Annotated in this window: 19 protein-coding genes; 14 read left to right on the top strand and 5 right to left on the bottom strand. The window is 72.4% G+C overall.

The window, feature by feature from the left end; genetic code table 11:
* Positions 1-6: 6 nt before the first annotated feature.
* The 5 genes from HHX40_RS15365 to HHX40_RS15385 are packed head-to-tail and all read left to right on the top strand — an operon-like array spanning position 7 to position 4,643.
* Positions 7-1,032: an ABC transporter permease gene (locus tag HHX40_RS15365; RefSeq protein WP_310738118.1), complete on the top strand. Its 1,026-nt coding sequence runs from the start codon at positions 7-9 to the stop codon at positions 1,030-1,032.
* Complete coding sequence (locus tag HHX40_RS15370; RefSeq protein WP_182881110.1) at positions 1,029-1,904, top strand: ABC transporter permease; 876 nt, start codon at positions 1,029-1,031, stop codon at positions 1,902-1,904. Before HHX40_RS15365 ends, HHX40_RS15370 begins: the two co-directional genes overlap by 4 nt.
* Positions 1,901-2,704 (top strand): ABC transporter ATP-binding protein, encoded by an 804-nt coding sequence (locus HHX40_RS15375; protein ID WP_182881111.1) that lies wholly within the window; start codon positions 1,901-1,903, stop codon positions 2,702-2,704. Before HHX40_RS15370 ends, HHX40_RS15375 begins: the two co-directional genes overlap by 4 nt.
* On the top strand, positions 2,701-3,648 hold the full coding sequence (locus HHX40_RS15380; protein WP_182881112.1) for an ABC transporter ATP-binding protein: 948 nt from the start codon (positions 2,701-2,703) through the stop codon (positions 3,646-3,648). The genes HHX40_RS15375 and HHX40_RS15380 overlap by 4 nt, the downstream gene beginning before the upstream one ends.
* The gene (locus tag HHX40_RS15385) at positions 3,645-4,643 is read left to right on the top strand and encodes a M24 family metallopeptidase (protein WP_259403597.1); all 999 of its coding nucleotides are present in this window, start codon (positions 3,645-3,647) and stop codon (positions 4,641-4,643) included. Before HHX40_RS15380 ends, HHX40_RS15385 begins: the two co-directional genes overlap by 4 nt.
* Positions 4,644-4,720: 77 nt before the next feature.
* Here the strand turns inward: HHX40_RS15385 and HHX40_RS15390 are convergent, their stop codons facing one another.
* Positions 4,721-5,308: a TetR/AcrR family transcriptional regulator gene (locus HHX40_RS15390; RefSeq protein WP_220499123.1), complete on the bottom strand. Its 588-nt coding sequence runs from the start codon at positions 5,306-5,308 to the stop codon at positions 4,721-4,723.
* A 319-nt stretch (positions 5,309-5,627) separates the two neighbouring features.
* Between HHX40_RS15390 and HHX40_RS15395 the strand changes: the two genes are divergently transcribed.
* The 3 genes from HHX40_RS15395 (at position 5,628) to HHX40_RS36680 (ending at position 7,849) form a co-directional block, all read left to right on the top strand.
* Positions 5,628-6,392, top strand: a complete 765-nt coding sequence (locus HHX40_RS15395) for an SDR family NAD(P)-dependent oxidoreductase (protein ID WP_182881113.1) — start codon at positions 5,628-5,630, stop codon at positions 6,390-6,392.
* A 261-nt stretch (positions 6,393-6,653) separates the two neighbouring features.
* Complete coding sequence (locus tag HHX40_RS15400) at positions 6,654-7,301, top strand: hypothetical protein (RefSeq protein ID WP_182881114.1); 648 nt, start codon at positions 6,654-6,656, stop codon at positions 7,299-7,301.
* 422 nt (positions 7,302-7,723) lie between these two features.
* The gene (locus HHX40_RS36680) at positions 7,724-7,849 is read left to right on the top strand and encodes a hypothetical protein (protein ID WP_259402148.1); all 126 of its coding nucleotides are present in this window, start codon (positions 7,724-7,726) and stop codon (positions 7,847-7,849) included.
* A gap of 335 nt (positions 7,850-8,184) precedes the next feature.
* Here the strand turns inward: HHX40_RS36680 and HHX40_RS15405 are convergent, their stop codons facing one another.
* Complete coding sequence (locus HHX40_RS15405) at positions 8,185-8,379, bottom strand: CsbD family protein (protein ID WP_111701274.1); 195 nt, start codon at positions 8,377-8,379, stop codon at positions 8,185-8,187.
* A 169-nt stretch (positions 8,380-8,548) separates the two neighbouring features.
* On the opposite strand from HHX40_RS15405, the gene HHX40_RS15410 reads away from it, so the two are divergent.
* From HHX40_RS15410 to HHX40_RS15430, 5 genes are all read left to right on the top strand, one after another.
* Complete coding sequence (locus tag HHX40_RS15410) at positions 8,549-9,004, top strand: SPW repeat protein (protein WP_182881115.1); 456 nt, start codon at positions 8,549-8,551, stop codon at positions 9,002-9,004.
* Positions 9,005-9,131: 127 nt separating this feature from the next.
* A complete protein-coding gene (locus HHX40_RS15415; protein WP_182881116.1) occupies positions 9,132-10,094 on the top strand; it encodes a glutathione S-transferase family protein in 963 nt (320 codons plus the stop codon).
* 235 nt (positions 10,095-10,329) lie between these two features.
* On the top strand, positions 10,330-11,241 hold the full coding sequence (locus HHX40_RS15420) for a TerC family protein (protein ID WP_111701277.1): 912 nt from the start codon (positions 10,330-10,332) through the stop codon (positions 11,239-11,241).
* Between the two features lie 78 nt (positions 11,242-11,319).
* Positions 11,320-12,147, top strand: coding sequence for a metallophosphoesterase family protein (locus HHX40_RS15425; RefSeq protein WP_310738119.1), 828 nt, complete (start codon positions 11,320-11,322; stop codon positions 12,145-12,147).
* A complete protein-coding gene (locus HHX40_RS15430; protein WP_182881118.1) occupies positions 12,144-12,791 on the top strand; it encodes a 4'-phosphopantetheinyl transferase family protein in 648 nt (215 codons plus the stop codon). The genes HHX40_RS15425 and HHX40_RS15430 overlap by 4 nt, the downstream gene beginning before the upstream one ends.
* A 51-nt stretch (positions 12,792-12,842) precedes the next feature.
* Here the strand turns inward: HHX40_RS15430 and HHX40_RS15435 are convergent, their stop codons facing one another.
* The 3 genes from HHX40_RS15435 to HHX40_RS15445 form a co-directional block, all read right to left on the bottom strand.
* Complete coding sequence (locus HHX40_RS15435; protein WP_182873519.1) at positions 12,843-13,313, bottom strand: DUF6194 family protein; 471 nt, start codon at positions 13,311-13,313, stop codon at positions 12,843-12,845.
* A gap of 114 nt (positions 13,314-13,427) precedes the next feature.
* Positions 13,428-14,288 carry a universal stress protein gene (locus HHX40_RS15440; protein ID WP_182881119.1) on the bottom strand — a complete coding sequence of 287 codons (861 nt, stop codon included), beginning with the start codon at positions 14,286-14,288 and terminating at the stop codon, positions 13,428-13,430.
* Between the two features lie 126 nt (positions 14,289-14,414).
* Positions 14,415-15,830, bottom strand: a complete 1,416-nt coding sequence (locus HHX40_RS15445) for a cellulose binding domain-containing protein (RefSeq protein WP_182881120.1) — start codon at positions 15,828-15,830, stop codon at positions 14,415-14,417.
* A gap of 237 nt (positions 15,831-16,067) precedes the next feature.
* On the opposite strand from HHX40_RS15445, the gene HHX40_RS15450 reads away from it, so the two are divergent.
* Complete coding sequence (locus HHX40_RS15450; protein WP_182881121.1) at positions 16,068-17,243, top strand: carboxylate-amine ligase; 1,176 nt, start codon at positions 16,068-16,070, stop codon at positions 17,241-17,243.
* Positions 17,244-17,247 lie beyond the last annotated feature (4 nt).

Genomic DNA, 17,247 nt, shown 5'->3' on the forward strand with positions numbered 1-17,247 from the left:
CGGGCGGTGCGCAGCCCGCTCGCCCGGTTCCTGGTGCGGCGGATCCTCACGGCGCTTCTGCTGGCGGTAGGGATCACGCTGGTCACCTTCGTGCTGACCAACCTGGTGCCGGGTGACCCGGTGGCGGCCAACCTCGGCCAGCGGGCGGTCGGCGACCCGGCGATCGTGGCCCAGTGGCGCGCCGACCACGGACTCGACCGGCCGCTGCCGCAGCAATACCTGATGCACCTCGAAGGACTGCTGCACGGCGACCTCGGGACGAGCCAGCAGAGCCACCGCCCGGTGCTGGACGACCTCGCCGAGTCCGTGCCGGCCACGCTGGAGCTGGCGGGCGCCGCCATCCTCGTCTCGCTGGTCCTCGGCGTCGGATTCGGGGTGGTCGCGGCGCTGCGCCGCGACCGTCTGTCCGACCACGTGCTGCGGGTGCTGAGCCTGGTCGGCATCTCGGTGCCGACGTTCTGGCTCGCCCTGGTGGCGTTCTACGTGTTCTTCTTCCGGCTGCAGATCACCCCAGGCAGCGGCCGGGTCGATCCCGGGATGACCCCGCCGCCGCAGGTCACCGGCCTCTACACGGTCGACGCCCTACTGTCGGGGCGCTGGGACGCGCTTTCCTCGGCCGTCGGCCACCTGGCCGCGCCGGCGCTCGTGCTGGCCCTCTACACGATCGGCCTGCTGACGCGGTTCACCCGCTCGGCGGTGCTGGAGGTGCTCGGGCAGGACTACGTGCGCGCCGCCCGCGCCAAGGGCCTGCCCGGCCGCGTGGTGCTGTTCCGCTACGTCCTGCGCCCGGCGCTGGTGCCCGTCATCACCGTCGCCGGCCTGGCGTTCGGCAGCCTGCTGTCCGGCACCGTGCTGGTGGAGGCCGTCTTCGCCTGGCCCGGGGTCGGCCAGTACGCCTACAAGAGCGCCACCACCCTCGACCTGCCCGCCGTCATGGGCGTCGGTCTCGTGGTGGGCGTGGTCTACCTCGTCATCAACCTGGTCGTCGACGTGCTGTACGGCGTCATCGACCCGAGGGTGAGGGTCTCATGAAGCGCGCCGGCCTGTTCGCGCGCAGCCGCGTGAGCCGGCTCCCGCAGGCGTGGCGGCGGCCGCTGGCGGTCGTCGGCACCGTCGTCGCGCTGGCCTGGATCGTGGTCGCGCTGGCCGCGCCGGTGCTCGCGCCGCACGACCCGCTGGCCCAGGAGCTGCCCCGGCTCGCGCCGCCCGGCCCGGGCCACTGGCTCGGCACCGACCAGCTCGGCCGCGACGTCCTCAGCCGGATCATGTACGGCGCGCGGGTGTCCATCCCGCTCACGCTGCTGCTCGTGGCGCTGTCGGTGGTGGTCGGCGGCCTGCTCGGCGCCTGCGCGGGATACTTCGGCCGGTGGGTGGACGAGACGATCATGCGCCTGGCCGACCTCGTGTTCGCCTTCCCCACCGTCATCCTCGCGATGGTCGTCGCCGCCGCCCTCGGCGCGAGCCTCGGCAACGCGGTGCTCGCCGTGCTCGTCGTCGCCTGGCCGGCGTACGCCCGGGTGACCCGCGGCCTCGTGCTCGGCGTACGGGAGCGGGAGTTCGTGCTCAGCGGGCGGCTGCTGGGCTTCTCCGCCTGGCGGTCGCTGCGGGTGGACGTGCTGCCGAACGTCACCGGGCCCGTCATGGTGCTCGCCACCCTCGACATCGGGACCGCGCTGCTGTTGCTGTCGGGCCTTTCGTTCCTCGGGCTCGGCGCGAAGCCGCCGTCGCCCGAGTGGGGTGCGATGGTCGCCGCCGGAGTGGACGTCTTCGACAGCTGGTGGGTCGCGACGTTCCCCGGGCTCGCGATCCTGACGGTCGTCCTCGCGTTCAACTTCCTCGGCGACACGCTGCGCGACGCGCTCGACCCGCGTACCGCCGGGGCGATCAAGGAGCGTGCGCTGTGACGGCGGAACCACAGGCGGCCGCGCTGACGGTCGAGGGGCTACGGGTGTCGATCGGCGGCCACGACGTCCTGCACGGCGTCGACCTGGCCCTGGAAGGGGGGCACGTGCACGGCCTCGCCGGCGAGAGCGGCTCGGGCAAGACCATGACCGGTCTCGCCGTGCTCGGCCTGCTCCCCCACGGCTCCCGCGCGTCGGGACGGATCGCCTTCGGCGGCCGTGACCTGCTGGAGATGCCCGCCCGCGAGCTCAACGAGGTGCGCGGCTCGAAGATCGCCATGGTCTTCCAGGACCCGGCGACCAGCCTGCACCCGATGCTGACGGTGGAGCGGCAGCTCACCGAGCACATGCGCCACCACCTGGGCATCGGCAGGAGGGAAGCGCGCGAGCGGGCCGCCGGCCTGCTCGCCAAGGTGCGCATCCCGGGCCCCGAGGAGGCGCTGAAGCGCTACCCGCACCAGTTCTCCGGCGGCATGCGGCAGCGGATCGCCATCGCCGTCGCGCTGGCCTGCGAGCCCGAGGTGCTCATCGCCGACGAGCCGACGACCGCGCTCGACGTGACCGTGCAGGCGGGAATCCTCCGCCTGCTGCGCGGGCTGTGCGACGACCTCGGCCTCGCCGTCCTCCTCGTCACCCACGACCTCGGCGTGATGTCGGCCGTCGCCGACGAGGTGAGCGTGATGAAGGACGGGCTGGTCGTGGAGACCGGCCCGCGCGGCCGGGTGCTGCGGGAGCCGCGCCATCCCTACACTCGCTCGCTGCTCGACGCCCTGCCCGTGCCTCCTGGGGAGAACTCGCCATGACCATGCCTCTGACTGGGCCCCTGCTGTCCGTGGAGGACCTGGTCGTCGAGCACCGCACGCCGGGCCGCCCTGTCGTGCGGGCCGTGGCCGGGGCCGGCCTGCACGTCGCCGCCGGCGAGGTCGTCGGCCTGGTGGGCGAGTCGGGGTGCGGCAAGTCCACCCTGGCCCGGGCGGTGTGCGGGCTGCACGGCGCGGCCTCCGGGCGGATCCTCGTCGGCGGCCACCCCGTGATGCCCCTCGGGCTGCGCCGCAGGGACCCCGGGCTGACCGGCGTACAGATGGTGTTCCAGGATCCGTACTCCTCGCTGAACCCGCGCCGCCGCGTGGGCGCGCAGATCGCCGACGGACTGCGTACGGCGGGCGACACCGTGACCAGCCCCGCCGACCTGCTCGAACGGGTCGGGCTGCCGCGCGCGTTCGCCGGCCGATACCCGCACGAGTTCTCCGGAGGGCAGCGGCAGCGCGTCGCCATCGCGCGGGCGCTCGCCGCCCGGCCGTCGCTGCTGATCGGGGACGAGCCCATCTCCGCGCTGGACGCCTCCGCCCAGGCGCAGGTGGCCCGGCTGATGCGCGACCTCGCCGTGGAGTCCGGCGCGGGCCTGCTGTTCATCAGCCACGACCTGTCCGTCGTGCGGCTGATCGCCGACCGGATCGCGGTCATGTACCTCGGCAAGGTCGTGGAGACCGGGCCGACCGCGGAGGTGTGGGCCGACCCCAGGCACCCGTACACGCGGGCGCTGCTCGCCGCGATCCCTTCCCCCGACGGCGCCGGGGTGCTGCCCGCCGAACTGCCCGGAGACGTACCCGACCCCGCCGATCCCCCGGTGGGCTGCCGGTTCCACCCCCGCTGCCCACTCGCCATGGACGTGTGCCGGGAGCGGGAGCCGGACTTCGGGCCGGTGGCCTGCTGGCTGCACGAGCCGGAGCCGTCCTCCCTGTCATGATCGACCCCCTCATGCTGGAGGACGTACGTGCCGGGATGGCCGATGCGGGTATCGACGCCCTCGTGCTGCGGCCCTCGCCGGACTTCCGGTATCTGCGCGGCCGCTCGGCGAGGCTCGCGGAGGCGGGCTATCTCGTCATGGCGCTCGACGGGCCGCCCACCCCGGCGGGCGACCCCGCGCAGGCGGCGGCCCTCGTGCCCCCGGCAGCACGCCGCGTGGCAGTGGACCCGCAGATGCACGCCGCCGAACTGTTCGCGCTGCGCCTGGACGCGGAGCTCGTGCTGGCCTCGGCCGTGCTCGCGCCGCTCCGCCTGCGCAAGCGGGCCGACGAGGTGACCGCGATGCGGCACGCCGCCGCGGTGGCCGACGCCGTGCTGCTCGCGGCCCGCGAGCTGGCCTGGTTCGGCGCCACCGAGCTGGCGATGGCCCGCAGGCTGCGGGCGATGCTCGCCGAGACGGGTTGTGAGGGGACGCCCTCCGTGCTCGTCGCGGCGGGCGAGCACTCCGCCGAGGCGCGTCACCGGCCGTGCGAGCGGGTGATCAACCCCGGTGACGCGCTGCTCGTCTCGGTCGGCGGGCGCTGGAACGGCTACTGCGCCGAGGTCGCCCGGGTCTTCGCGGTCGCCGAGCCGCCGGAGGACTTCGACGCCATGTACTCGGTCGTCCTCGCCGCTCAGCGGGCCGCCGTCGACCTCGTACGCCCCGGAGTGGCGTGCGCCGAGGCCGCGACGGTCGCCGGCGAGGTCATCTACGGCAGCGGCTACGGCGACTACGCCGCCGCCGGGGCCGGCCGGGGCATCGGGCTGAGCCCGGTGGAGGGGCCCTGGCTGGCGGCCGGGGAGAGGTTCGAGGCCGGGATGACCGTCTGCCTGGAGCCCGCCGTCTACCTGCCCGACCTCTTCGGCGCCCGGGTGGCCGACGTGGTCGTGTGCGGCGAGGAGGGGCCGGAGCCGCTCAGCACCGGCTCCCGCGCGCTGCACGTCCTCGACCGTTAGTGCCACGTTCCTCCGAGCCGGCGCCGGCCAGGGCCTCGGCCGCGGCGGGCACACCGGCGTCGCGGGCCGGGCGCCGTTCAGCTCGTCACGATGCCGTGCAGGAGCAGGTCGATGAGCCTTGTGGCGAGGGCGGGTTCCTGCTCGGCGCCCGCCATGTAGCTGATGCCGCCGAGCGCCATCAGGACGTCCTGGGGCTTCGCCTGTTCCCGCACGGCCCCGTGGCTCCTCCCGGCAGCGAGAAGGCGATCCACTGCTTCGGCGAGGTCGGCGCGGGTCTGCAGCCGCTCGCTGTCGTCGGTCAGCACCGCACGGAGGGCGTCGGCCATGCCGTGCTTGGTGGCCATGAAGTCGATGAAGCGCTCCATCCAGGCACGTAGCGCGTCCACCGGGGGCAGCGAGGCCGCGAGCTCGGGCGCCGCCTCGCACAGGAGCCGCACCTCATGCCGGTGCACCGCCTCGATCAGCAGTTCCTTGGACGGGAACCGGCGGTAGAGCGTGCCCACACCCACGCCGGCCTCGCGGGCGACGTCCTTGACCGAGGCGTCGGCTCCGTCGCGGGCCAGGACGACTGCCGCGGCCCTGAGCAGACGGTCTTCGTTGCGCTTCGCGTCGGCCCGCAGCGGCCGGTGCCGCCGTACGGAGCCGTCCTCGCCATCGTCGGCCAATCCTCGCCCTTTCTCTCCAGCTTGTATCCGGAACCGGTTCCGGATACGGTTACAACCGGAACCGGTTCCGGATAAGAGGCTACCGCGGCTCCGGGCTTCCCGCGAGTGATCGGGCCGTCCGCCGCCGGACGCCAGGGGCCGCCCCCCACCCCCGCCGACGTGGTGGTGAACTCCGGCAGACCCGAGCAGGAAGCACTTTCCACAGCAGGCGGCACGGCGCCGACACACTCACCGGGCCCTTCGAGGTCCGCAGCCGCGGACGGCCACAGCCCAGGGGCCCGCGAAGGCCACGACCACGACGACATCGGAGGAGAACACCATGACCGGACGACTGCGGAACACCGTGGCGCTGGTGACCGGCGCCGGCAGCGGCATCGGCGAGGCGACCGCCCGCGGCCTCGCCGCGGAGGGCGCGGCGGTCGCCGTCCTCGGGCGGCGGCGCGGCAGGCTGGAGGAGGTCGCGGACAAGGTCCGGGCCGACGGCGGCACCGCCCTCGTCGTGCAGGCCGACATCACCGACCGGCAACAGGCCGCGGCGGCGGTGGAAAGCGTGGTGACCGAGCTCGGCCGCCTGGACACGCTCGTCAACAACGCCGGTTTCATGGGCATGGGGCAGGCCGCGGAATCCCCGCTCGAGGAGTGGGATCACATGCTCGCGGTCAACGTCCACGGCCTGCTGTACACCACCCATGCCGCCCTGCCGCACCTCCTCCGCGCCGCGGCGGACTCCCCGCGGAAGGTCGCGGACCTGGTCAACATCAGTTCCACGGGGGGCAGGGTCGCCCGGCCCGGGACGGCCGTCTACAACCTGACGAAGTTCGGCGTCAACGGGTTCACCGAGGCCCTGCGGCAGGAGGTCGTGCGGAAGGGCCTCCGGGCGAGCGTGGTCGAGCCCGGCACGGTGGACACCGAGCTGAGCTCCCACCTCCGCGACGGCGTGCGACAGGCCGTGGAGCGCCAGATCGAGAACATCGAGTTGCTGCATCCGGAGGACATCGCCGACGCGGTCTCCTACATCGTCACCCGGGACCGTCGGGTCGCCGTCAACGAGATCCTCGTGCGCGCCGGCGAGCAGACCTGGTGACGGGCCGCGCACCGCGACCCGCGGCCGCACCAAACCGCAAGATCAATTTCCGTGTCATGCCCGCTGTCCTCGCGCGTGGAGCGTACGGAGACGAAACCCCCGGCAAGAGCGGGCAAATTGTCGCTATCAACACCAGCAACCCCAGGAGGCCCGATAGAGGATAGAAAGGTCATTTTCGTAGTGACGTTCCCGTGGGTCGTCCGCGATCGGGAAGACATCTCCTCGCGGAGGCTCATCGGGAAGGATCACGGGGGAGGATCCATGACCACGACCGAGGCGACACCGGGCCCGACGGCCGGAGGCACGACGACCACCCGGGCCCGGACATCCCGTGCCCGCACGACGACGCCCACGCCGCCCACACCCGCACCGCCCACACCCGGCCCGTCCATGGGCCCGGGGACCAAGGAGGAGCACCGGCCGCAACTGGACCTGGACCTGCCGTTCATGCGCCTCCAGCTTCGCGCGCCCGAGATGCACCTGCCGCACGTCGGCATGCCGCACATCAGCGGACGGGAGGTCGGGCACGCCATGGACGTCGCCCGGACCTTCCTGCCGCCGCCGGAGCGCATCATGTACTACGGCGGCCTCGGCGCGCTCGCGGTCCTCGGCATCCTGGAGTGGCCGGTGGCGGCGGCCATCGGCGCGGGGACCATGATCGCCCAGCGGGCCAGGTCGCGTGAGCAGCGCTGGTCACCGCTCGGCGGACCGCAGCAGAAGGACACCCGGGGAGCGGCCACGCCCATGCCCACACCCGGGGCGACCACGCCGGGAATGCCCGGCGCGGGCGCAATGGAGACCACGCCGGAAGCCGCCAAGCAGGTCACGGGGAGGCGGGCCGCGGCGAAGGGCGAGACGAAGGCACCGGCCGCCGGCGCCGCCCGGCGCGCCAGGGCCACCACCAAGTAGCCCCGCCAGGGGCGCGCCCACACAGGGCTCACACAGGGCTCACACAGGGCTCACACAGGGCCCGCACAGGGCCCGCACAGGGCCCGCACAGGGCTCACAGGGCTCACAGGGCTCACAGGGCTCACAGGGCTCACAGGGCTCACAGGGCTCATCACACAGAAGCCGGCCGAGGAGCCCGTCCAGGACCAACCGCCACGGACAGGACGGCACGGACGGGGCGGCACGGACGGGGCGGCACGGCCGGCAGACGCCGCACGGGCACGACCGACAGGTGCCCGTGCGGCCGCGCCCTGGGCGCGTGATCAGGGAAGTATCCGGAACGGTCACCCGCTGTTCACCAAACGGTAACCTTAACTACGCCCGTTTGGGAGGTTTATGCGCCAGTCTTCCATAGAAGCCGATTTGTCCTACCGAGGTGCGAAGTGACTGAGTTCCTTGCCGCCGTTCTCTCCCGTGCGGCCCTCATGGTCCTGGAGGCGCTGCTCGTGCGTCTCATCCATGCGCTCGTGACGTCGTCCTTCCGCGTCACACTGCCACACGCGGCCTGATCCCGGCCTGGCCCGCCCACCGATCCGGGCCGAAGCCCCGGCGCCCCCGGCGTCCGGGGATCTGATCGACAGTTACCCCCGGCCACCCGCGGCGACTTCACGCGGGCGTTCCCCGAGGTTCTCACAGCGATCTCGCGGGGATGATCTCAGGAGATCCGGACGGATCTCAGGGGATGTCGCAGGGTCCCCACAGGAGAACCCCGCGCACGGGGACGAGAGCGCCGGTGGCGTCGCCCCGGCTCAGCGTGATCGCCCTCGTCCCCGCACCGGTGACGGCCGCGACCCCTCCCCCCGGAGGGCCCGGCGCCCCGTCACCTCACGCACGATCGCGCGGGTCAGTCCTTGAAGGCGTCCTTGACCTTGCCGGCCGCGTCCTTCACCTTCTCGCCCGCCTGCTTGATGTGGCTCTTCGACTGGTCGGCCTGCCCCTCGGCCTCGAGGCGCTCGTCGTCGGTGACCTTGCCGAGCCCCTCCTTGGCCTTGCCGGTGATCTCTTCCGACTTGTTACGGAACTTGTCCTCCGTACCCATGTGGTTACCCCTCTCGGTCGCAGAGCTGACGACCACCCCTCTTTCCGCTGGTGGAGGGGCTAAACGCGTCCTGGCCGACGCTCAGCCACCAAACCGGGAAAAGGGGACGAAACGGGCGTACGCTAGAAATAAGGACTACAGCACACGCCTTTGAAGGGTGGTGTGAGGCATGACACACGGTGCCGACATCGGGACGCATCCCGACATCATGCAGATGCGGGCCCGATACGAGGCCGCCGCGGCGAATCCCGCCGCGCAGCTGGCCGATGGTCTGACGCTCCTGAGCGGGCTGTATCTGGCGTTGTCACCCTGGATCGTCGGATTCAGCGGCACGCGGACTCCGCTCGCGGTGAACAACCTCGTCACCGGTCTCGCCGTGGCACTCCTGGCGATGGGTTACAGCTCGGCGTTCGGGCGCACCTACGGAATCTCCTGGGTCGCCCCGCTGCTCGGCATCTGGACCATCATCGCCCCCTGGGTCATCCGGGGAGGCATGGCGACCACCTCCACGATCATCAGCAACGTGGTCGTGGGCGCGCTCATCCTGCTGTTCGGCCTCGCCACCATGCGGTTCGGCATGATGGAGCGCGAGCGGCCCGGCAGCTTCCGCACGCCGGCGCACTGAGCCGGCACTCCGAGCCGACACTCCGAGCCAACGGAGCGCGGGTGCGTGGTTGTCACAGGCGCCGGTTACTCTCGTCGGAGTCGCGACCCACAGGTCGGACTCACACAGGCGAGAGGACGGTGCGCGCGTGACGACCACGGCTCCCGTCGCGGGTCCGGTGGACTTCGCGGCCTACGGTGACTACACGGTGAAGGCGGCCACCAGGCCGGACGGGTCGTTCGCGCGGCCGCTCTACCGGTTCCGCGACCGCGTCACGGCCGACGGCGACGGCGCCTTTCCCGCCGAGCCCGGCCGCTACCATCTGTACGTCTCGCTGGCCTGCCCGTGGGCGCACCGCTCGGTGATCGTGCGCGCGCTTCTCGGGCTGGAGGACGTCGTCTCGATGTCCGTCGTCGACCCCGTGCGCGACGGGCGCGGCTGGGCGTTCCGCGAGGGACCGGGACACGGGCCCGACGAGCTCAACGGGTTCACCCTGCTCCGGGAGGCGTACGAGGCGACCGAGCCCGGCTACGACGGCCACGTGTCGGTCCCGGTGCTGTGGGACCGCCGCACCGGGCGAATCGTCAGCAACAACTTCCCCGACATCAGCCTCGACCTGGGCCAGGCGTTCGGCCGGTGGGCCCGGCCGGATGTCGATCTCTACCCCGAGGACCTGCGGGCGGAGATCGACGCGCTCAACGAGCGCGTGTACGCCGACGTCAACAACGGCGTGTACAAGTGCGGCTTCGCCGAGAGCCAGGAGGCGTACGACTCGGCGGTCACGGCGCTCTTCGCGGCGCTCGGCGAACTCGACGAGCGGCTGGCCGGCCGCCGCTACCTGTTCGGCGACCGGATCACCGAGGCCGACGTGCGCCTGTGGGTCACGCTCGTCCGCTTCGACACCGTCTACGTGACCCACTTCAAGGCCAACATCCGCCGTCTGTCCGACCACCCCAACCTCTGGCGCTACGCCCGCGACCTCTACGCCGACCCCGCGTTCGGCGGCACGACGGACTTCGATCACATCAAGCGCCACTACTACGGCACCCATCCCAAGATCAATCCGCTGCGCATCGTGCCCGCGGGGCCGGTCATCGACTGGTCCCTGTAGGCCGCCGCCCGCCCGGCCGTGGCTCGGTGCCGGGCGTGCCCGGCCGCCGCTTTGACGTATCGACCCGGTTTCCCGAATAATCGGGCGTAGTTCGAGGGGGAGTACCCGGCTTCCCGCAGCGTCGTCATCACGGCCGCCGACCTGAGGCGTCCCGGCGCGGGGGTCACCGTATCCGGTGGCACGGGGAGACCGTCGACCTGCCGATTCCGCCGTGCGCGGTTGTGGGGGTTGACGTATGTCCGTTCCTCTGTGGGCCTGGGCCGCCGTTCTGGCGGTCATCCTCGTCATGCTGGCCGTCGATCTCTATGCCCATCGCAGCGCCCATGTCGTGCGGTTCCGCGAGGCGCTGGCCTGGTCGGGGGTGTGGATCGTCCTCGGCCTCGGCTTCGGCGCCATCGTCTGGCTGACCTGGGGGCCCGAGGCCGGCGGCGAGTACCTGGCCGGTTACCTGATCGAGAAGTCGCTGGCCGTCGACAACGTGTTCGTGTTCGCGCTGCTGTTCTCCTTCTTCGCGGTCCCCCGCGAACTGGAGCATCGCGTGCTGTTCTTCGGCGTGCTGGGCGCGCTGGTCTTCCGCGCGCTGTTCATCGGCGCGGGCGCCGTGCTGCTCGGCCGCTTCCACTGGATCCTGTACGTCTTCGGCGCCTTCCTGCTCTACACGGGCGTGAAGATGGCCAGGCACGCCGCGATCGAGGTGCATCCCGAGCGCAACCCCGTGCTGCGCGCCATGCGGCGGGTGATGCCCGTCACCGACGCCTTCCAGGGGTCGCGGTTCCTCGTCCGGCAGGACGGCCGGTGGGCCGCCACGCCGCTGCTGGCCGTGCTGGTCGCCGTCGAGACCACCGACATCGTCTTCGCCGTCGACTCGATCCCCGCCATCTTCGCGGTCACCTCCGAGCCGTTCCTCGTCTTCACCTCCAACGCGTTCGCGATCCTCGGGCTGCGGGCGATGTACTTCCTGCTGGCCGGGGCGATGCACCGGTTCGGCTACCTCAGGTACGGCCTCGCCGCGATCCTCGTGTTCGTGGGGGCGAAGATGCTCCTGGCCGACCTCTACGCGATCCCCGTCTGGCTGTCACTGGTGGTGATCTTCGCCTGCCTCGCGATCTCCGTGGGGGCGAGCCATTACCGGACGCGTAGGGGTTGATCGATCTTCCCCTGCCCCTCCCCCGATATGTACCCTCCTGTCCAGGGGAGCCGGCGGGCGGTGGGAGGACTCGGCAACGTGACGGGCTTGTACGCCATCAGCGATCTGCACGTCGCCCACGACGAGAACCGCGAGATCGTCGAGAACCTCCGTCCGGAGTCCGACGGCGACTGGCTCGTCGTGGCCGGCGACGTGGCGGAGACCCCGGCCGACATCGAGTGGGCGCTGGCCACGCTGGCGCGGCGGTTCGCGAGAGTCGTCTGGGCTCCCGGCAACCACGAACTGTGGACCACCCCGACCGACCCGGTGCAGCTACGGGGCGTCGCCCGATACGAGCGCCTTGTTCAGATCTGCCGTGACCTCGGGGTGCTCACGCCCGAGGATCCGTACGCGGTGTGGGAGAGCGAGGACGGGCCGGTCACGGTGGCCCCGCTGTTCCTCCTCTACGACTACACCTTCCGTCCCGACGGCACCGCGACCAAGGAGACGGCTCTGGCACGGGCCTACGAGGCCGGCGTCGTGTGCACCGACGAATACCTCCTGCACCCCGATCCGCACCCCACCCGCGACGCCTGGTGCGAGGCGCGTCTGGCCGAGACCGAGCGCCGCCTCGCCGGCGTCGGCGGCCCGGTCGTGCTGGTCAACCACTTCCCGCTGGTCCGGGAGCCGACCCGGATCCTGCGGTATCCCGAGTTCGCGCTGTGGTGCGGCACCGAGCGCACCGCCGACTGGCACGTGCGCTACCGGGCCGCCGCCGTGGTCTACGGCCACCTGCACATCCCCCGGACGACCTGGCACGACGGCGTACGCTTCGAGGAGGTCTCGCTGGGCTATCCACGCGAGTGGCGCGGTCGCCCGGCGGGGCCGGCGCGCCCGCGTCTGGTGCTCGCCGGGGCGGCCCGGTGATCGCTGAGATCCTGCCGCCGTGGGTCGCGTCGGCGGAGGAGTTCGGCGACGTCCCGGAGGAGACCCTCTTCCCCGAGGAGCGGCCGCTCGTCGAGCGGGTCGCCGACCGGCGGCGGCGGGAGTTCGTCACCGGGCGCCACTGCGCCAGGCGCGCGCTCGCCGCGATCGGCGTCGCGCCCGTCGCGATCCCGCGCGGTGAGCGGGGCGCGCCGGTCTGGCCGGACGGCGTGGTCGGCAGCATCACGCACTGCTCGGGGTTCCGTGCGGCGGCGGTGGCCCCGGCGGAGGCGGCGCTGGCGGTCGGCATCGACGCCGAGCCGCACGAGCACCTCCCCGAGGGCGTCCTCCCCCGGGTCGCCGCCCCGGCGGAGATCGCCGCGCTCGCGGCGCTGCGCGACGCGGACGACGCGGTGTGCTGGGACGCCATCCTGTTCAGCGCCAAGGAGTCGGTTTACAAGGTCTGGTTTCCGCTGACCCGCAGATGGCTCGACTTCGCCGAGGCGGTGGTGGACATCGACCCCTCGGGCGAATTCAGCGCCCGCCTTCTGGTCACCGACCCGGCCGTCGGCACGCCTGTGCTGCGGGGCCGGTGGACGGTGCGCGACGGCCACCTCGCCACCTCGATCGCCCTCCCCCGGGCCTGACGCGCCCCTCACGACGGCCCTCACGACGGCCCTGACGACGCCTGCGGGCCGTCAGCCGCGCGGCCGGTGACGGGCGGCCGCGCGGGCGTGCGCGGCGGTCAGAAGGGCGGGCACCCGGGGCGCGGTGGCCTCGCCGGGGTTGAGCACGCAGACCCAGGACTGGGCCGCGTACACCGGATGCGGCAGGATCCGGTCGAGCGCGCGGTAGTCCACCGTCTCGTGCCGTCCGGCGTGCGCGGCCGGGGGATAGCCGAGCAGTTCCTCGAAGCCGGCGCGGCCGACGGCGATGTTCAGCCGGAACACCCCGGGCCGGTCGAGGCCGGAGGCGGTGTCGAACCCCTCGTAGTCCTTGACCACGATCGTGGCGAAGGGCATCTGCCGGGCGGACGGGTCGTCGTCGGGATCGTAGAAGAAGAAGGTGTCCCCCCACGCCGCCCGGGGGGCCCCGGTGCCCTCGGCGGCGGTGAAGGCGACGACGCCCGGCAGGCCGGTCACGAAGCCGGCGATGTCGTTCTCGGTCATGAAGGATCCCTTGTCTCGGCCGGTGATTCCTCCTTGAATCGTCTCATTGAACCGCCCTGTGAGACTTTCCCGGATGGGTACTCCGATTCTGGTGCGAAACCTTAAACTCGCACTTCAGGACCGGCGGGGCGGGCGCACCACCGCGACGGGGCAGTGCGCGTGGTGCAGGACGGCCCGGCTGACCGAGCCGAGCACCGCCGAGCCAACCGCGCCGTGGCCCCGGGAGCCGACGACGAGCAGGTCCGCCTTCTCCCCGGCCTCCACCAGGGCGGGCACCGGGTGCGCGCAGACGGCCCGCATCTCGGCGTCCAGCTCGGGGTAGCGCTCCCGGTGGGCCGTCAGCATCTCCGCCACGTAGTCCTCCTGGGCCCTGCGCACCTCGTCGACGTCGTAGGTGATCTCGGGCGCGAACGTGTGCACCGGAAGCTGCCACGCGTAGAGGACGAGCAGGCGGCAGCCGCGCAGCCGCGCCTGCTCCGACGCGTAGGTCAGCGCGGCCTCCGCCTCGGCCGAGCCGTCGACGCCGGCGACGACCAGTCCGTGCGGCACCCGCAGCCCCTGGCGTACGACCACGACGGGGACGTCGACCTGACCGGCGAGGTGCATGCTCACCGAGCCGAGCAGCATTCCGGCGAAACCGCCGTGGCCCCGGTTGCCGACGACGATCTCCGCCGCCCCGGCGGCCTCCCGCCGCAGCATCCTCGACGGGTCCCCCTCGACGAGGTCGGGGACGACGCGGACGGCGGGATGGATCTCGCGTACGGACTGCGCGGCCTCCTCCAGGATCCGCCGGCCGGCCCGGTCGAGCTGGTCCTCGATGGGGATGGGATAGCGGGCGATCTCGTAGGGCAGGCGGTCCACGGCGTGGACGATCCGCAGCGGCAGGCCCCTGCGCGCGGCGTCTCCCGCGGCCCACTCCACCGCGGCGGCCGCGGCGCGCGAGCCGTCGGTGCCCACGACGACGGGTTCGGACATGGCTCCTCCTTCGTGCCTGTCCTCATCCCACCGTCCGCGCGCCGCCCCGGGCAGGGCCGCTGGTCCCTGTCTCCCGGGACCTTCCGCCCTGCGGAAGGTCCCCGGTGGGAGATCAGGAACCGGAGATCAGGGACAGGTGATGGCGGTCGGCCCCGGCGAGGAGGATCCGGACGCCTGGAAGCCGAAGCTCGCCGACGCGCCGGGCGCGAGGGTCTTGCCCCAGGAGGGAGCCCGCGCCGTCCAGCGGGACCCGCTGGCGGTCACGGTCGCGCTCCAGCCGCTGACGAGGCCCACTCCGGCCGGCATGGTCCAGCCGACCGTCCAGTCCGCCCAGGTCGTCGTGCCGGTGTTCTTGACCGTGACGTTCGCGGTGAAGCCCCCCTGCCACGAGCTGGCCACCTGGTAGCTCACCTGGCACGTCCCCGGGCTCGCGGACGGGCTCGCGGACGGGGAGGCGGACGGAGACGTCGAGGGGGACGCCGAGGGGGAAGCGGAGGGGGAGACCGACGGGGAGGAGGACGGAGAAACCGAGGGAGACGCCGAGGGGGACGCCGAGGGGGACGCGCTGGGCGACGTCGTGGTCGTGGTGTAGCTCGCCTCGGTGTAGTCGGCGGCGCACTGCGTGCCGCACGACGAGGGCAGGCCGAAGCTGTAGACGCGGCCGCCGTTCAGCGGCTGGTCGGCCGCGTCGCGCACGCGGATCTGGAACCGCGTCGCGCCCTTGCTGGTCCCGCTGATGAGGTACGACTGGCCCATGTCGGAGTTCATCTGGGCCGGCTGCCAGGCGCCGTCGGCGTAGTACTCCACCCCGTGGATGCCGTTGGGCAGGTGGGAGACCGCGATCGCGGTCCAGTACGCCTGGGAGCCCTTGAGGAACCCGATGCGGATGTCGCCCGAGTAGTTCGGCGCCGGGATGAACGACCAGGTGACGTGGCGGTTGTTCCAGTGGTTCGGGTACATGTCCCCGACCGGCGCGCCGTTCTTCACGAACCTGTTGAGCGAGGGCTTCGACAGGTCGAGGTGGTAGCGGTCGTCGCGGCACCAGCCGTTGGAGTCGCCGCAGCTGTCGGCGACGATCATGGTCAGCGTGGCGCCGTTGTAGGCGTCGGAGACCCACGAGCCGTTCCGGCAGAACTGCGAGTTCTGCCCGCCGTCGTTGACGCCGGTGCAGAAGTCCGAGATCTGCACCTGGACGAAGCGGCCGCAGTTCAGCCCGTTGTTCCACAACCCGGTCTTGGACGCGTTGGCGCCGGTCAGCGGCCGGGGGTAGAAGTTGTAGTCGCCGGGGGTGTCGTACACGTTGAGGGCGACGAAGTCCTGCGAGTCGAGCTGGGACTGCGGCATCCCGCAGCCGCCGTACGGCGAGCCTAGGGCGTCAAAGTAGGTGGCGTTGCCGGTCACCGGCGCGGGCGGGTCGCCGACGGCGCCCGCCGGGGACGCGGCGGGCCAGGCGGTCAGCAGCACCGCGGCGACGGCGGCGGTCCAGATGCGGCGCCGGAGGCGCCGGATGCGACCTCGGACGGAGAATGCGCGGCCGGTCATCGGACTCCCTGCGCTCACGGTCGGGGCTCGGAACGCCGTGATCCTGGCGGCGGGCCGGTGCCGGGTCAAGGGCCCGCCACGACGGCCGCGGCGACCAACCCGGTGAGCTGCGTGCGAAGTCCGCACCGTTTGGTGACTGCCTGTAACTTTCATCACCCTCCTGAGCCGATGACGTGCGTAAGCCGACTTTCGGGGCAGAAGAGACGAAATGATTCGTGACGGGCGGGGAGCGGCCACATGACGGATTTCGCAGAGGACATGGCGGTCGGCGTCGAGGAGGAGTTCCACATCGTGGACCTCGCGACCCGGCAGCTCGTTCCCCGAGCCGGCCTGCTGCTCCAGCAGTTGCGATCCGACCATTTCACCCAGGAACTGCAGCGGTCGGTCCTGGAGACCGGGACGACGCCGCGGATCCGGCTGGAGGACCTCGCCGGGGAGCTGACCGGGCTGCGCGCCGACGCGGTCGCGGCGGCGGAGGGGCTCGGCCTCGGCATCGCGGCGGCCGGGACCGTCCCGCTGCTGGACCCGGAGGCGATGAAGATCTCCCCCGACCCGCGCTACGAGCAGATGCTGGACGACTACCAGGTGCTCGCCCGCGAGCAGCTCATCTGCGGCACGCAGGTGCACGCCGAGGTGCGCGACCGGGACCTCGCCGTGGCCGTCACCCACCGGCTCGGCCCGTGGCTGCCTCCCCTGCTGGCCCTGAGCTGCAGCTCGCCGTACTGGATGGGCGCCGACACCGGCTACGCGAGCTTCCGGTCGATGGTGTGGCAGCGCTGGCCCACGGCCGGCCCGGCGGAGCGGTTCGAGTCGGCCGACGAGTACGACGCGATGGTGAAGGAGCTGGTCAGGTCGGGGGTCATCAGCGATCCCGGGATGCTCTACTTCGACGTCCGGCCCTCGGCGCACGTGCCGACCGTGGAGTTGCGGCTGTGCGACTCCTGCCCCCGGATCGACGACATCGTGCTGATCGCCGGGCTGTTCCGCGCGCTGGTCACCCGGGAGCTCCACGCCCTCACCACCGGTGCGCCCACTCCCCTGGACCCCGGCACCGTACGCCCGGAGCTGGTCCGGGCCGCCTCGTGGCGGGCGGCGCGGTCCGGCCTGGACGGCGAGCTGGTCGACCCCGTCGAGGGCGTCCCGAAGCCCGCCCGCACCGTGGTGAGCCGGCTGCTGGAGGGCCTGCGGCCGCAGCTCGAGGCGTACGGCGACTGGGCGCTGGTCAGCTCGCTCGCCGCCGAGGCGCTGGACCGCGGCGGCTCCGCCGCGCGGCAGCGCGAGGCGTTCCGGCGGGCCGGCCGCCTGACCGACGTGGTGGACCTCGTCCTGGCCGAGACCAGGTCCCGAACCGGGTCCCGAACCGGGTCCCGAACCAGACCCGCGAGCCCGTGCGCCGCGGCGGCCGGGAGGTAGGAGC

Origin of the sequence: Microbispora sp. H10949 (assembly GCF_014161435.1) — a bacterium.
GTDB classification, from domain to species: Bacteria; Actinomycetota; Actinomycetes; order Streptosporangiales; family Streptosporangiaceae; genus Microbispora; species Microbispora triticiradicis.